Raw genomic sequence first — 15,473 nt, 5'->3', positions numbered from 1 at the left:
CTTCTATCGGCTGTAGGGGGAAAGCATGTTGTCAGACATACCAACAGTAACCGTAATCGGAGCCGGTTTAGCCGGCAGCGAAGCCGCCTGGCAAATCGCTAGCCGCGGCGTTCCGGTTGTATTATACGAGATGCGCCCGGTGAAAAAAACACCGGCGCATATTTCCGACAAGTTCGCGGAGCTCGTGTGCAGCAACTCGCTGCGGGCCAACGGATTAACGAACGCAGTAGGCGTATTAAAGGAAGAAATGCGCCTGCTGAATTCTCTCGTCTTGCGTGCGGCGGACAAGCATGCGGTTCCGGCCGGCGGAGCGCTTGCGGTAGACCGCGACGGATTTTCGGGGGAAGTCACCTCGGTGCTTTGCAATCATCCGCTGATCGAGGTGCGTACCGAGGAGTTGGAACGGCTGCCGGAGGGCATTACCGTTGTTGCTACCGGGCCGCTTACCTCTCCGTCGTTGTCGAAGCATCTGCAGGAGCTGACAGGAGAAGATTACCTGTACTTCTATGACGCGGCGGCGCCGATTGTCGAGAAAGACTCGATCGATATGAGCAAGGTCTATCTTGCATCCCGTTATGACAAGGGCGAAGCGGCGTACTTGAACTGCCCGATGACGGAAGAGGAATTCAATGTTTTTTACGAAGCGCTGATTACGGCAGAAGCGGCGCCAATCAAGGAATTCGAGAAAGAAATCTATTTCGAAGGCTGCATGCCGATCGAAGTGATGGCCAAACGGGGCCGTCAAACGGCGCTGTACGGGCCGATGAAGCCAGTAGGGCTCATCAATCCGCACACGGGCGAGCTCCCTTTCGCCGTCGTGCAGCTGCGGCAGGATAATGCCGCCGGTACGCTGTACAATCTGGTCGGTTTCCAGACGCATCTGAAATGGGGCGAGCAGAAACGGGTATTTTCCCTCATTCCAGGCTTGGAAAATACCGAGTTCGTCCGCTACGGCGTCATGCATCGCAACACATTCATTAACTCGCCGAAACTGCTTCGCCCGACGTATCAGTTCCGGGAGCGGGACAACCTGTTTTTCGCCGGTCAAATGACGGGTGTGGAAGGTTATGTCGAATCGGCCGCATCCGGCCTGATTGCCGGAATGAACGCGGCGCAATATGCGCTCGGACAAGAATGCTTCGTACTGCCTGCCGACACGGCGCTTGGCAGTATGGCGCAGTACATTACGACGGCGGACTTCAACCATTTTCAGCCTATGAACGCGAACTTCGGGCTTTTTCCTCCGCTTGGGGAGAAAATCCGGAACAAGAAGCTGAAAAATGAAAAGATCGCTCTGCGAGCAATTGAGAAAATTCAGAATTTTTCACAAAATGTATACAATTCAACTTGTAAATAAAACATGTACTGTGATACGATATACCCGTTATATGTCGATCCGTACATAACGCCCGTAAAACTAAGCTTGCACAGCTTAGTTTTCGTCTTGAATGGAGGAGGAATCGCGGGATATGGAGCAAACCTTTCACGCAACGACGATATTTGCGATCAGGCATCAAGGGAAAGGGGCTATTGCCGGAGACGGACAGGTTACGTTCGGCAACAGCATGGTGATGAAAGCGCAGGCGAAAAAGGTTAGAAGGCTGTACCGCGGCAATGTCATTGCCGGCTTCGCTGGGTCCGTGGCGGACGCGATTACGCTTTTCGAGAAATTTGAAGCCAAGCTGGAAGAACATCACGGCAACTTGCAGCGCTCGGCTGTCGAACTGGCCAAAGACTGGCGTCAAGATCGTATTTTGCGCAGGCTGGAAGCGATGATGATCGTGATGGACCGTGCAGGATTGCTGCTTATTTCGGGCAACGGCGAAATTATCGAACCGGATGACGGAATACTCGCGATCGGCTCAGGGGGCAGCTTTGCGCTAGCCGCAGGCAGAGCCTTGAATCGCTACGCGCCGCAGCTCAGCGCCAGAGAGATTGCCCACGCAGCGCTTACGACAGCGGCTGAAATTTGCGTGTTCACCAACCATAATATCATCGTGGAAGAGATCGAATAAACAATCGTAAAGCAATGTACTACGTCGCTTCGCGGATGTTACCGTTGCAAATCGATTGATAACTGACAACGTTGCTTCATCGCTGTAACAGTTACAATGTAGGAGGTTATGCCATTTGAAACAAACAGCCTTAACCCCCCGAGAAATCGTAGCCGAGCTCGATAAATATATCGTTGGTCAAAAACAAGCCAAAAAATCGGTCGCCGTGGCGCTGCGGAACCGCCATCGCCGAAGTCTGCTCGATGAGTCGATCCGCGATGAGATCGTACCCAAAAACATATTGATGATCGGCCCGACCGGGGTAGGGAAGACGGAAATTGCTCGCCGGCTGGCGAAGCTTGTGAACGCCCCGTTCGTCAAGGTGGAGGCGACCAAGTTTACCGAGGTCGGTTATGTCGGCAGAGACGTGGAGTCCATGGTCAGAGACTTGGTGGAAACGTCGATTCGCATGGTGAAAGCGGATAAAACCGAGAAGCTGAAGGACCGGGCGGAACAAATGGTCATTGATCGCATCGCTGCCATTCTTGTGCCTAATCCTGCTAAACCGCGCAACCAGCGCAATCCGCTCGAGATGCTGTTCGGCGGTCAGAGCCAACCTTCGGGCGAGCCGGAGCCGGAAGCAGACGCTTCGCTGCTCTCGCGGCGTCAGGAAATGAAACGGAAGCTGCAGCAAGGGGAGCTTGAGGATCAAGTCATTGAAATCGAGATGGAGGACAACGCCCCATCGATGTTCGACATGCTAGCCGGGCAAGGCAACGAGCAGGCCGGCATGAACATGCAGGAGCTGTTCGGCAGCCTGATGCCGAAACGGACGAAGAAGCGTAAGCTGCCGATCAAGGAAGCGCGCAATGTGCTGCTGCAGGAAGAGGCGCAGAAGCTGCTGGATATGGACGAAGTCATCCAGGAAGCCGTGAAGCGCGCCGAGCAGAGCGGCATTATTTTTATCGATGAAATCGATAAAATTTGCAGCTCGAGCCGCGGCAGCGGCCCGGATGTATCGCGTGAAGGCGTCCAGCGCGACATATTGCCGATCGTGGAAGGATCGACGATCATGACCAAATACGGCCCGGTAAAAACGGATTACGTGCTGTTTGTAGCTGCCGGCGCCTTCCATATCGCCAAGCCATCCGACCTTATACCTGAGCTTCAAGGGCGTTTTCCAATTCGCGTAGAGCTCAGCAGTTTGACGCAGCAGGATTTCGTGCTCATTCTGAAGGAGCCGCAGAACGCGCTGACCAAGCAGTATACGGCTCTGCTTGAAACGGAAGGCATCCACGTGCAGTTTTCGGACGATGCCATAATGGAAATTGCGCGCATCGCCGCGGAAGTGAATCAGAATACCGACAATATCGGTGCCCGGCGGCTGCACACCATTTTGGAGAAACTGCTGGAGGATTTATCGTTCGAAGCGCCGGACATTACGCTGGAATCCATCATGATCTCGCCCGAGTACGTGAAAGAGAAGTTGTCGGGCATTGTCCAGAACCGAGATTTAAGTCAATATATTTTGTAATCGTCGTTGTTACTTTTAGGAGGCATTATCATGACATTGTTGATGAAAACCAGAAGGCTGAACAAATTGCTGCAAAATGAAGCGGGTAAAACGGTTAGCTTTATGGATATGGCTGCCGTGCTGAGCGATATTTTGCAATCGGATATATTTGTCGTCAGCCGGAAAGGAAAGGTGCTGGGGAGCGCGCTCTTTTCGACGAAGGACGACGCGCTTGCAAATGAGTCCGTCATTCAGGAAAACCGTTTTCCATCGGAGTATAACGAATTGCTGCTGAAGGTGCAGGAGACATCCTCCAACCTTGCGGCAGGAAGCGAATTCGATGTTTTTGGCGATCACTCCGGCGATGCCAGCTTTCTTATTACGATCGTACCGGTGCTGGGTGGCGGCGAACGGCTTGGAACGCTTGTTCTGACCAAGCGCGACGGGCAGTTTATCGACGACGACCTGATTCTCGCGGAATATGGCTCGACGGTTGTAGCCATGGAGATTTTGCGCGAAAAAGCGGAACAGATTGAAGTCGAGGCGCGTTCCAAAGCGGTTGTGCAGGTTGCCGTCGGTTCGCTTTCATTCAGCGAGCTCGAAGCGGTGGAACATATTTTCGAACAATTGGACGGGACGGAAGGGCTCCTTGTGGCCAGCAAAATAGCGGATCGTGTCGGAATTACGCGCTCGGTTATTGTCAATGCGCTGCGAAAGTTGGAAAGCGCAGGGGTCATCGAGACCCGGTCTTTAGGTATGAAGGGAACGTACATTCGTATCCAAAATGATCAGCTAATATTCGGCATTCAGAGCATGAAGTCATAAAAAAGCCTTATTTTACAAATATTTTTCAGTTTTTGAGACCTATATTCCAAAATATAGGTCTTTTTTCGTATTGTAATCATTTCCATCATTACTCAATATAGATATAGTTCTGAAATACTACCATGCAGTGACAGGTTATTATATTTTTTTTTGCTAATGGTGTCGAAGAAAGGAGGATATTATGTCTCCCTTGTTGAATAAATAACTCAGATCTTTGTGGGAAAGTGGGAACGAGCATTATGCAACTTTTAAACAGGCCCGGTTTTCAATCGTTGGAACGCTCTTTGAATGCAGCCGTGCTCCGAAATAAGGTTATCGCAGACAATGTGGCAAATGTCGACACGCCTTATTTCAAGAGGTCGGAAGTGAAATTCGAGGAATTGCTTCAGCAGGAGATGAATGGTAAATCGATTGAAGGATATCGAACCGATCCCCGCCATTTCTATATTGGCCGCCCGGCCAAACCGGAACCGCAAATCATTCAGGATAATCAGACGCTGCTCAATAACAACCTGAACAATGTCGATATCGACTACGAAATGTCCCTGATGGCTAAAAACCAATTGAGATACAATGTGATGGTTCAACAGGTGAACGGAGAAATAAAAAAGTTGCGAACCGCTATTAACGGGAGAGGTTGATCATGAAGCTTACGAACGGTTTTGATATCAGCTCCTCCGCTTTAACCGCGCAGCGCTTACGGATGGACGTTATTTCCTCTAACATTGCCAACAGCGATTCGACGAGAGCGCGAATGGTTAACGGCAAATGGGTTCCGTACCAACGCAAGCTGGTGACGATGGAGCCGAAGCAGCCGAGCTTCGCACAGTCGTTGCAAAATGCGATGAACGGAGGGACGGACGAAGTAGGTGAGGGCGTTCGAATTACGAAAGTCATCGAAGATACTTCGCCTTTTAAGCAGGTCTATAATCCTACGCATCCGGATGCGAACGAAGACGGATTTGTTTTTATGCCGAATGTAGACGTGCTTAAAGAGATGGTGGACATGATTTCAGCGACCCGTTCCTACGAAGCGAATGTGACGGCTTTGAACGCTTCGAAGGCATTGATCGGCAAAGCGCTTGAGATCGGGAAGTAACATGTTAAGAAGAAGGGGTCAAAACAATGATTGACAAGCTAAACTTGCTTCCTGCCAAAATAACGGGGCCAATCGTACCGAAGAGTACCGGGGCCGTCGAGATTTCCGATCAATTCGGCAAATTCCTTGGTGAAGCGATCGCAGATCTGAACAGCAAGCAAAAAACGGTCGATGTGTTGAACGATCAATTCGTAAAGGGCGACATGACCGACGTGCACCAGATGATGATTGCTACCGAAAGAGCATCGCTTGGACTTGAACTGACCGTACAGGTACGTAACAAAGTGATCGAAGCGTACCAGGAAATCATGAGAATGCAAGTCTAACAAGCGATAATTCAATCGACGGGCGATCGGATGGGGTGACATAGTGAATGAGAATTTACTCCAATATTGGAACCGATTGAAGCAATATTGGAATCAGTTTAGCAAAACGCAAAAATATACGATTGTAGCGACTGTGATCTTAGTCATACTGACCATCGGCATAATAAGTTATAATTTTTCGAAAACAGAGTACGCGCTCGCTTATACGAATCTTCAACCTTCGGATGCCGCGGCGATCAAAACGTACTTGGACGGCGCCAAAATCCCTTACCAGCTCAGCGACGACGGCAAAAGCATCGGTGTGCCGCGAAGCCAAGTAGCCAGCGTCAAGCTGGCGGTTGAATCGCAGGGATTGAACAAAAACGGCAGCATCGGTTACGGGGCATTCAGCCAGAGCGGTACATTCGGCACGACGGACAGGGAATTCGACGTCAAATACGTAAACGCCGTTCAGGGCGAACTCCAGCAGCTGATTAATTCGAACAATGCGATCAGCAGTTCGAAAGTGCTTATTTCATTGCCGAAAGAAACGGTATTTTTGCCAAAAGGCTCCGAGCCTGAGAAGGCGACCGCTTCGGTCGTATTGGACGTCAAACCGGGATACACCCTGGATTCGGCAAAAATCGATACGATGTATAACCTGGTCTCTCACAGCATTAAAGGGTTGCCGGTAGAGAACATTACTATTTCCGATCAAAACGGCGACATGCTCGAATATTCGAAAGGCAAGAGCAAATCGACCGGAACGGCGACGCTCGCCGCGCAGCAATTTGAGATCAACAATCAATTCAAAAAAGAAGTTCAGATGAACGTACAACAGCTGCTTGGCGCCATACTCGGCCGGGACAAAGTCATCGTCAGCGTATTTTCGACCATGAATTTCGATCAAACGAAGACGGTTCAAAATTTGGTGACGGCGCCCAATACGGTGGATCAAGTAGGGCTTGATATTTCCATTCAGGAAATTCAAAAAAGCTACAATAGCGACAGCAGCGCACCGCAAGGCGGCGTACCGGGGACAGGGGCAACGGATGTTCCGGGCTATCCTGGCAGCAGCAACAACGGGAAGTCGAATTCCGAAGAGATGCAGCGCACCGTAAACCGCGAGGTAAACCGGATAACGAACGAAATCGAGCTTACGCCATACGTTGTTAAAGATTTAACGATCAATGTCGGAGTGGAACCGCCCGACCCGAACGATCCGAACTCGTTGACGCCGCAAACGGTAGAAGCGGTCAGACAAGTGCTCGTCAACGTCGTACGTGCCGCGCTTGCGGATAACAAACAAACGTTAACCGATGAGGATCTGGCGAAAAAGGTAACCGTGTTCCCCCATACGTTCGCTCGTACGAACGAAAGACAAAGCGTGAATTCCAACACGATGCTGCTTTACGGCGGTTTGGGCGGCGTTGCGCTTGCACTGCTCGCTGGCGGCGGATACTTATTGATGCGTAGACGGAAAGCGGCTGCGCAAGCTGAGGAAGAACTGCTCGAGGAAACGCCGAAGGTAGAGTTCCCAACCATTGATATCGATAATGTGAACAATGAAAATCAAGTGCGCAAACAGCTTGAACAGCTTGCGAAGAGAAAGCCGGAAGATTTTGTCAATCTGCTTCGCACTTGGCTAGTAGACGAATAGAGGTGTGCAGCGCTTGGCAAAAATGCATCAACCGATGTTATCGGGCCGCCAGAAGGCTGCGATATTATTAATCAGTTTGGGGCCGGAAGTTTCGGCTCAAATATTCAAGCATCTGCGCGATGAAGAAATTGAACAGCTTACTCTTGAAATTGCCAACGTTCGAAAAGTCGACAACCACGAGAAGGAAGCCATTATGGCGGAATTTCACCAAATTTGTCTCGCGCAGGAGTTTATATCGCAAGGCGGTATTTCTTACGCGAAAGAAATTTTGGAGAAAGCGCTCGGCTCCCAAAAAGCACTCGACATCATCAATAGGTTGACGGCGACGTTGCAGGTCAGACCTTTCGACTTTGCCCGCAAAGCCGATCCGGCACAAATTCTGAATTTCATTCAAAACGAGAATTCGCAAACCATCGCGCTCGTGCTATCGTACTTGCAACCGGAGCAGGCTTCCATTATTTTGTCGTCGCTGCCGCAAGAGAAACAGGCGGACGTGGCCAAACGGATTGCCTTGATGGACAGTACGTCGCCGGAAGTCATCAGCCAAGTAGAGCGTGTTCTTGAGCAGAAGCTGTCAGCCACGGTCACACAGGATTACACGAATGCCGGGGGCATTTCCGCAGTCGTTCAAATTTTGAACGGCGTCGACCGCGGCACGGAGCGAACCATCTTGGATTCGCTTGAAATCCAGGACCCCGAGCTGGCGGAAGAGATCAAGAAGCGAATGTTCGTTTTCGAGGACATCGTCAATATCGACAACCGTTCGATTCAACGGATCATACGCGATATCGAGAACGTCGATCTGCAGTTGGCGCTAAAAGTAGCCAGCGAAGAAGTGCGCGAAACGATTTTCAAGAACATGTCCAAACGGATGGCCGAGACGTTCCGGGAAGAAATGGAGTACATGGGCCCGGTTCGGCTGCGTGATGTGGAAGAAGCGCAGACCCGTATCGTAGCAACGATCCGCAGACTTGAAGAAGCTGGAGAAATCATTATCGCACGCGGTGGAGGAGATGATATTATTGTCTAATGTCATCAAATATTTCCAGTACGTGACTGTTGAAGATTCAAAAATCGTCGAGCCTCCCGTTTCGTCTTCGGCTGTTCTTTTTCAAGAACAATCTGAGGAAGGCGAACCGTCGCCAGGGCAGCAGGAACTCGACGAGATCATGCAAATGCGGGAGCAAATATTGCAGGACGCGCAATCGTTCGCCGAGGAGCAAGTCCGCGCAGCCTTGGACGAAGCTGCGGCAAGCAAGCAGCAAGTCCAGGCTGAGATCGAGCAGTGGTGGCATGACCGCAGATTGCAGGATGAACAGGCTGCACTTCAGGCGAAAGAGCAAGGTTTTCGCGAAGGCTACGTTGAAGCGCAAGTGCAGGCCGAGCGCGAGCTGCGCGAGCAGTATGAAGGGATGCTGCAGGAAGCCTCGCAAATATTGGAACAAGCGTACATTTTAAAGCAGCAAATTATACAGGAGTCCGAGCCGTTCCTGATCGAACTGAGCTGCTCGATTGCGGAAAAAATCGTGCACCGTCAGCTAACGCTGGAATCGGAGTGGGTCATTGATCTGATCCAAAATGTACTCGCTCGCCGCAGGGAGAAAGGAATTATTGCCTTGTGCGTGTCGCCTGCACATTTCTCCTATATACAAGACGCACGAGAAGAACTTTTGCTGCACATTGACTCGCAAGCCGAGCTGCAAATTATTCCGGACGCCTCGGTTCATGATCACGGCTGCGTCGTTCGATCGTCGTACGGAAGCATTGACGCCCGTATCGACACGCAGTTGAAGGAAATCAAAAATGCGCTTCAGCAGTTGGCGTTACGAAGCGAGGAAAACTAGGATGCAGCAAGTGCCTTCTGCAGCAAAGTATTTAGATCATTTACGCCAAATGGACCCGGTACGGGTCAACGGCAAAGTAACGCAGGTGATCGGACTGACGGTAGAATCAGAGGGTCCTGATGCCAGTATCGGCGACGTATGTTACATTTTTCCTTTAAAATCGGATAAGCCTTTAAAAGCGGAGGTTGTCGGCTTCAAGAACAATAAAGTCATTTTGATGCCGCTTGGCGATCTTCAATCCGTAGGACCCGGCTGCGACGTAGTCGGAACAGGCAAGCCGCTCACCGTGCAGGTGGGACATGAGCTGCTGGGCAAAGTGCTCGACGGACTCGGTCAACCGCTCGACGGAACGTTCCTGCCTTCGCGAATGACGCACTATTCTACAAACAATATGCCGAGCAACCCGCTCAAGCGCCCGCGGGTGCTTGAACCGATCAGCGTAGGCGTACGCTGTATCGACGGTTTGCTGACGATCGGTAAAGGGCAGCGGGTCGGTATATTCGCCGGCTCCGGCGTCGGAAAAAGTACGTTGATGGGCATGATCGCCCGGAACACTTCTGCCGATGTTAACGTCATCGCTCTGATCGGCGAGCGTGGTCGCGAAGTGCTTGATTTCATCGAACGCGATTTAGGTCCCGAAGGACTTGCACGTTCCGTCGTCATTGTAGCGACATCGGATCAACCCGCGCTTATCCGCCTCAAAGGAGCGTTAATTGCAACGAGTATCGCGGAATATTTTCGCGATCGAGGTTTGAACGTCATGCTTATGATGGATTCGGTCACCCGATTTGCCATGGCGCAGCGGGAAGTAGGTCTGGCAGTAGGCGAGCCGCCCGCAACGCGAGGTTATACGCCATCCGTTTTTGCGATGCTGCCCAAGCTGCTGGAACGTTCGGGTACCGGACCCAAAGGATCGATCACCGCGTTTTACACGGTGCTGGTGGACGGCGACGATATGAACGAGCCGATCGCGGATGCTGTGCGGGGCATACTTGACGGGCATATTGTGCTTGACCGTCACATCGCGAACCGGGGCCATTATCCGGCGATCGATGTGCTGGCCAGCGTCAGCCGCGTCATGAAAGAAATTGTCCCTGTCGAACAGCAGCGAGCCGCGGAAAACCTGAAAAGATTACTATCTGTTTATAAAGATTCGGAAGATTTGATCAATATAGGGGCGTACCAACGAGGCTCGAATCCGGAAATTGATCAATCGCTCGAATCAATCGAATCGATCTGGGATTACACCAAGCAGAGAGTAAATGAAAAGTTGAGCTATACGGAAGCGACGGAACGGTTGATTCAACAATTTTACAGGGGATGAGCTCAATTATGAGGTTTCGCTACTCTTTTCAAAAAATCGTCGACTTGAAAACAAATGAAAAGACACAAGCGGAGTGGATATTATCCGACGCCATCGTAAAGCTCAAAGATGAAGAGTCTAAATTGCATGATTTGGAGCATGTCAAATCGGAAATGCAAGAAGAGCTTCATCATGCAGCCGGACACCGAACGACCGTTTCGAACTTGCTGCTGCTGCAAAGCTTCGTCGAGCAGATCGATCAGCGCATTCAGGCCAAACATAAAGATTTGCAAACGGCGAAGACGGACGTTCAGAAGAAACAGGACGATCTGACGGGCAAAATGCTCGAGGAAAAAGTTTGGACAAAAGCGAAAGAACGGGCGTTTCAACGATTTTCGGCTCATGTGCTGAAGAAAGAACAGGACAATCTGGACGAGATGGCCACCAACCGGTTTAGAAGATTTTCCTGATCGCAATCAACGAAGGAGGTGGGGGCGAATATGGCAAACACGGGTACGGAGCAATCCTCTTCTTATGGTGCGATGGAGCGCTTTTTGATCTGGTTCCTCATCCCTTTTGTTTTTACGGCCGTTTTGCTAGGCGTGCTGCTTACGATTTTCGACTACGATGTAATGAACGGCGTACTGAGAGCGGCAAATAAAATTCCCGTGGTGAACACCATTATTCCCGACCCGAAGACGAAGTCCGCAGAAGGCAGCCCGGAGCAATCGAAAGCACCGGCACCTGTCGGTAGCGCAGCGTCCTCGCAGGAAGATAAGCTGGCCCAGTTACAGGCAAAGCTGGATCAGCAAAGCGCCGATCTCAAAAAGGCAGAAGCGGCGGTGCAGCAGCGGGATCTGCAAATAAAAGATTTGCAATTGAAAAACAGCAGTCTTGAAGAAAAAAACAAAACAAAAACGCTGACGGAAGATGAATATACGATTCAAATCCAGCAGTTGGCGACGATGTACTCCAAAATGACGGCGTCCAAGGCGGCCCCGATCATGGAAAATTTAACGACCCGCGAACTGGTGCTCATACTCGGCATGATGAAGACGGACGACCGGGTGAAGATTTTGGAGAAGATGGACCCGAAGAAAGCGGCGGAAGCGTCGATCCTGCTCAAGGATCAAACAAATGTCAGAGATGCTCAAATCGCAGCGCTGCAAGACCGGGTGAAGCAGCTGTCTGCGCCGGATCCGAAGGCGGCGGATAAGCTGACGAAGGACGATCTTGGTTCAACCTTCGCCAATATGACGCCGAAAAGTTCGGCGGCGGTGCTGCTCGAAATGCAAAAGACGAATCCAGATAAAGTGATCTCGATTCTCAGCTCGATGGATAGTGCCGGACGATCCAAAGTTCTTTCCGCCTTGTCCGATCTATCCAAAGAAACGGCCGCATTAATATCGGCCCGGCTCGTTCAATGACATTTCGAAAGGAGGTGACAAAACGCTAATGGAAATTCAATCTCAATCCGTAATCGTAAACGGAACACCAGGCGCGTCCGGATCGACCGGAAGTTCGGCTTCAACTGGAACGCAAGCACAAGCTCCTTTCGCTTTGACACTTAATGGCATGATGTCCGGAAATCAAGGACAGGGCGGTTCGTCCAACACGACCATTCAAAGCATCCCCGCGTCGGTTCAACAGTTGAATCCGCTTCTGCTCTCTTTCCTGGCGGGTGACGCACAATCGTTAGATGTAAGCGGTGAGCAAGTCGGCGCATTGGCTGAACTGCTCCAACAGCCGGAGCAAGGGGACGCGTTGCTGAGCAATCCGGATTTGCAGGCATGGTTATTGCAGCTTCAATCTCTTGTTGCCGCAATGATGCAAAATCATCAACCGAATGAAGGGGAATCACAGCGAACGGAGACGTTTCCGTCAGAAGGAGCGTCTGCGGAAGGAACCGCGAGCATAGCTGATCAACTGTTGTTTGTTCCTGCTATAACCGCTTCGCAGGCGAATGAGGAAATGACGACTGAGCAATCGGCCGGAGCTGCACAAGCCAATGTCGATTCAAGCGAAGGGGACCAGACGGAAGCGGCAGCAGCCGATGCGGCGGAAAACTTGCATGTTGATGTGCTGGACCCGCTATTGTTTATTCCGATTGCTGTAGACACTTCGGCTAAATCCGATTCAAGCGAAGCATCGGATGACAATAAACAGCCTGTACTTTCATCGGGGCAAGCAGTTGAACTGCTCAATCAGCTGAAAGATTGGATAAAGGCTGGCCAGAACGATCCGGAAGTCAAACAAGTATTGAGAGAATTGCCGGCCGTGCTCGCATCTGCGGCAACAGCGGCGAATATGACCCAACTACATAAGTCTTCTACAACTGCATCGCAAGTACTGCTTGCTGCAAGTCAAGCGAAGGTGGCTGCTGTGGACGATACCACGGTTTCACTGACAGACTTGGTGCAAATCGCATCCAACAAACCGCGGCCATTGGAAATGTTGGCGACAAAACATGTACAGATCATGAATCGTCTGGAACTCAACCCGGATGAAGATAGACCGTTATTCGAGCCATTAAGCGGTAATGAAGTGGACGAAGCGACGGCACAACCGATTACGGTTCAAGAGTTTATGAGGCAGACGCAAGCCGGTCATCCCGTGAAAATGCCTGTACTGCATATGCCGGCCTCGACATTTACGGATGATATGACGCAGTTCGTCGTTTCTTCATTTATGATGGAGTCTTCCGTCGACGGTTTCACGGAAGCAAAAATTTCCTTATATCCGCAGCATCTCGGCCATGTAGACGTCAAATTGACGATGCATAACGGGCAATTGGTGGCGCAGTTCGTAGCGGATAGTCTCGTCGGCAAGGAAATGCTTGAAAATCAGCTTTCTCAATTGCGCACGGCGCTTCAAAGTCAAGGCATCCAAGTGGAGAAGCTGGAAGTCAGCCAGAGCCAAGGGTTCCAATCGGGCATGTTCCAGGATGGCAGACAACAGCAGCAGCCGGGACAATCGGCGAAACAGCAAAAATCGTCCGGCAGCCGAAACGGAGCTGTGGAAGAGGTTTCTATTGAAGAAACAAACGATGCCACCACTGCGGTACGTACGGCAGGCAGCGGTTCGATTGATATCACAGCTTAGTCCCAGCGATGAGCATTGGCTTTAATAGGGGGTGAAACTATGGCCGACTCGATCATCAGTACCAAAAACGTATGGCCTTATTACGATAAGAGCAACGTACAGCGAGCAGCGAACGGAAAAACCAACGAACTGGGCAAGGATCAATTTTTAAAAATTTTGATGACGCAAATGCAAAATCAGGATCCTACGCAGCCGCTGCAGGACAAAGAATTTATCGCCCAGATGGCGCAATTTACGTCGGTTGAGCAGCTCACCAACATGAATGCCGAAATGAAGCTCCTACGCCAATCTCTCGGCTTCGCCTCCGGTTTGATCGGAAAAAACGTGACTTGGAGCGAAAAGGACGATGCCACTACGCAATCCGGGATTGTGGAATCCATCGTCATGAAGAACGGCGAGCAGCTGGTAAAGATCGGTGCGGAAGAAGTGCCACTGAGTAAAATTAGCGAAATTTCGAATCCGGAGGCTAGTCAATGACGGATCGAATAACGCTTGGTCAACTTTATCCGAATGCCGTTCCGCCGGCCGCAGGCAAACGTTACAGCGGTGACAAAACGCAAGCAGCCGGGACGTTCGATCAAATATTACAGCAGCAGCAGGACGTTCGATTTAGCCATCACGCGGAAGAAAGACTAAAACAACGCGGCATCCGCTTTCAACCGGAGCAGCTTGCGAAGATTCAATCCGCGATTGATAAGGCGGCTACAAAAGGCGCCAAAGATTCGCTGATGTTGATTAACGATACGGCGCTTATCGTCAATATCAAAAATCGGACCGTCATTACGGCGATAGACGGCGCTTCGATGAAAGACAATGTGTTTACGCAAATCGACAGCGCCATGATCATTTCTTAAATGTACAGGGCTGGCCCGAGTCGGAGGCCCAAGGCTGCGGATCGACGGAAGCAGCCATCATAATCCAAATTGGGAGGCAACAAGCCAATGCTAAAATCGCTTTATTCCGGCGTTTCGGGGATGAGAGGCTTTCAAACGAAGCTTGACGTTATTGGCAACAACATTGCCAACGTGAATACGGTCGGTTTTAAATCCGGCCGCGTCATGTTCAAAGATATTTTGAGCCAGACGGTAGCGGGCGTTACGGCGCCCACGGATACGCCGACAGGAGGTATGAACTCCAAACAGATCGGTCTCGGTGTGACGGTCGGCGCGATCGACACGATTCATACGCCGGGCAGCGCGATGACGACGAATGTTCCGACGGATTTGAGAATTGACGGAGACGGTTTTTTTGCCGTCAAGAGTAATGACGAACAAGCGGTGCCTTATTTGACACGTGCGGGTAACTTTGTGGTTGATGCCAATAACCAGCTTGTAACTGCTGATGGTATGTTTGTGATGAGCTCTGAGAATGCAATCATCGACTTGGATGATTTTGGAACGGTAACCGCGTTTTCAATTTCCAATAACGGTGAAATCATTACGGTCAATGAGAATGGAGAATCAGTTCCAAGCGACACTTTCATCTCGGTAGTTAAAGTATCGAACCCTGCCGGTTTAGATAAAATTGGCGGAAATCTTTATCGTACGACCCCTAACTCACATACTGGAGATTTACCAGAAGGTGAGGATGCCCGAGCCAATAATTTAGCAATGGGTACTGGAGCGATTGTTGCAGGACAGCTTGAAATGTCGAACGTAGATTTAACTTCGGAGTTCACGGAGATGATCGTCGCTCAGCGCGGTTTCCAGTCAAACTCCCGTATCATTACAACGTCCGATGAAGTGCTCCAAGAGGTTGTAAACTTGAAGCGATAATAGAAGCAGCGGGGAGGTTCGGCGCCTCCCCGATTTCACGCCAGTTTGGAGGA

The 15,473-nt window shown here is 50.7% G+C and carries 17 protein-coding genes; all 17 read left to right on the top strand.

Annotated elements, in window-relative coordinates; genetic code table 11:
• Positions 1 to 25: 25 nt before the first annotated feature.
• Positions 26 to 1,357, top strand: coding sequence for an FADH(2)-oxidizing methylenetetrahydrofolate--tRNA-(uracil(54)-C(5))-methyltransferase TrmFO (gene trmFO, locus ACFQI7_RS04390; RefSeq protein WP_377516655.1), 1,332 nt, complete (start codon positions 26 to 28; stop codon positions 1,355 to 1,357).
• A gap of 112 nt (positions 1,358 to 1,469) precedes the next feature.
• A complete protein-coding gene (hslV, locus tag ACFQI7_RS04385) occupies positions 1,470 to 2,015 on the top strand; it encodes an ATP-dependent protease subunit HslV (RefSeq protein ID WP_218097299.1) in 546 nt (181 codons plus the stop codon).
• 115 nt (positions 2,016 to 2,130) lie between these two features.
• Positions 2,131 to 3,528, top strand: a complete 1,398-nt coding sequence (gene hslU / locus ACFQI7_RS04380; protein ID WP_218097300.1) for an ATP-dependent protease ATPase subunit HslU — start codon at positions 2,131 to 2,133, stop codon at positions 3,526 to 3,528.
• Positions 3,529 to 3,558: 30 nt separating this feature from the next.
• A complete protein-coding gene (gene codY / locus ACFQI7_RS04375) occupies positions 3,559 to 4,332 on the top strand; it encodes a GTP-sensing pleiotropic transcriptional regulator CodY (protein WP_218097301.1) in 774 nt (257 codons plus the stop codon).
• Between the two features lie 239 nt (positions 4,333 to 4,571).
• The gene (gene flgB / locus ACFQI7_RS04370) at positions 4,572 to 4,973 is read left to right on the top strand and encodes a flagellar basal body rod protein FlgB (RefSeq protein ID WP_218097302.1); all 402 of its coding nucleotides are present in this window, start codon (positions 4,572 to 4,574) and stop codon (positions 4,971 to 4,973) included.
• Positions 4,974 to 4,975: 2 nt separating this feature from the next.
• Positions 4,976 to 5,431 carry a flagellar basal body rod protein FlgC gene (gene flgC, locus ACFQI7_RS04365; protein ID WP_218097303.1) on the top strand — a complete coding sequence of 152 codons (456 nt, stop codon included), beginning with the start codon at positions 4,976 to 4,978 and terminating at the stop codon, positions 5,429 to 5,431.
• Positions 5,432 to 5,457: 26 nt separating this feature from the next.
• Entirely contained in the window at positions 5,458 to 5,757 is a 300-nt protein-coding gene (gene fliE, locus ACFQI7_RS04360; RefSeq protein WP_218097304.1) for a flagellar hook-basal body complex protein FliE, read from the top strand.
• Positions 5,758 to 5,800: 43 nt separating this feature from the next.
• The gene (fliF, locus tag ACFQI7_RS04355; protein WP_218097305.1) at positions 5,801 to 7,396 is read left to right on the top strand and encodes a flagellar basal-body MS-ring/collar protein FliF; all 1,596 of its coding nucleotides are present in this window, start codon (positions 5,801 to 5,803) and stop codon (positions 7,394 to 7,396) included.
• Positions 7,397 to 7,418: 22 nt separating this feature from the next.
• Entirely contained in the window at positions 7,419 to 8,426 is a 1,008-nt protein-coding gene (gene fliG / locus ACFQI7_RS04350; RefSeq protein WP_377516747.1) for a flagellar motor switch protein FliG, read from the top strand.
• Entirely contained in the window at positions 8,419 to 9,240 is an 822-nt protein-coding gene (locus tag ACFQI7_RS04345) for a FliH/SctL family protein (RefSeq protein ID WP_218097307.1), read from the top strand. The genes fliG and ACFQI7_RS04345 overlap by 8 nt, the downstream gene beginning before the upstream one ends.
• A 1-nt stretch (position 9,241) precedes the next feature.
• The gene (fliI, locus tag ACFQI7_RS04340) at positions 9,242 to 10,564 is read left to right on the top strand and encodes a flagellar protein export ATPase FliI (protein ID WP_218097308.1); all 1,323 of its coding nucleotides are present in this window, start codon (positions 9,242 to 9,244) and stop codon (positions 10,562 to 10,564) included.
• Between the two features lie 8 nt (positions 10,565 to 10,572).
• Positions 10,573 to 11,013, top strand: a complete 441-nt coding sequence (gene fliJ / locus ACFQI7_RS04335; RefSeq protein ID WP_218097309.1) for a flagellar export protein FliJ — start codon at positions 10,573 to 10,575, stop codon at positions 11,011 to 11,013.
• Positions 11,014 to 11,043: 30 nt separating this feature from the next.
• Entirely contained in the window at positions 11,044 to 11,970 is a 927-nt protein-coding gene (locus tag ACFQI7_RS04330) for a MotE family protein (RefSeq protein ID WP_218097310.1), read from the top strand.
• Between the two features lie 28 nt (positions 11,971 to 11,998).
• Positions 11,999 to 13,645: a flagellar hook-length control protein FliK gene (locus ACFQI7_RS04325; RefSeq protein ID WP_230414637.1), complete on the top strand. Its 1,647-nt coding sequence runs from the start codon at positions 11,999 to 12,001 to the stop codon at positions 13,643 to 13,645.
• A gap of 39 nt (positions 13,646 to 13,684) precedes the next feature.
• Complete coding sequence (gene flgD, locus ACFQI7_RS04320) at positions 13,685 to 14,122, top strand: flagellar hook assembly protein FlgD (RefSeq protein ID WP_218097311.1); 438 nt, start codon at positions 13,685 to 13,687, stop codon at positions 14,120 to 14,122.
• On the top strand, positions 14,119 to 14,499 hold the full coding sequence (locus tag ACFQI7_RS04315) for a TIGR02530 family flagellar biosynthesis protein (RefSeq protein WP_218097312.1): 381 nt from the start codon (positions 14,119 to 14,121) through the stop codon (positions 14,497 to 14,499). The genes flgD and ACFQI7_RS04315 overlap by 4 nt, the downstream gene beginning before the upstream one ends.
• A gap of 87 nt (positions 14,500 to 14,586) precedes the next feature.
• Positions 14,587 to 15,420 carry a flagellar hook-basal body complex protein gene (locus tag ACFQI7_RS04310; RefSeq protein ID WP_218097313.1) on the top strand — a complete coding sequence of 278 codons (834 nt, stop codon included), beginning with the start codon at positions 14,587 to 14,589 and terminating at the stop codon, positions 15,418 to 15,420.
• Positions 15,421 to 15,473: the final 53 nt, after the last annotated feature.

Source organism: Paenibacillus allorhizosphaerae, from assembly GCF_042659105.1.
In the GTDB taxonomy this organism is placed as follows: Bacteria; Bacillota; Bacilli; order Paenibacillales; family NBRC-103111; genus Paenibacillus_G; species Paenibacillus_G allorhizosphaerae.
Note: the sequence above shows the minus strand (reverse complement) of the source record. Positions and strands in the feature narration are given on the sequence as shown.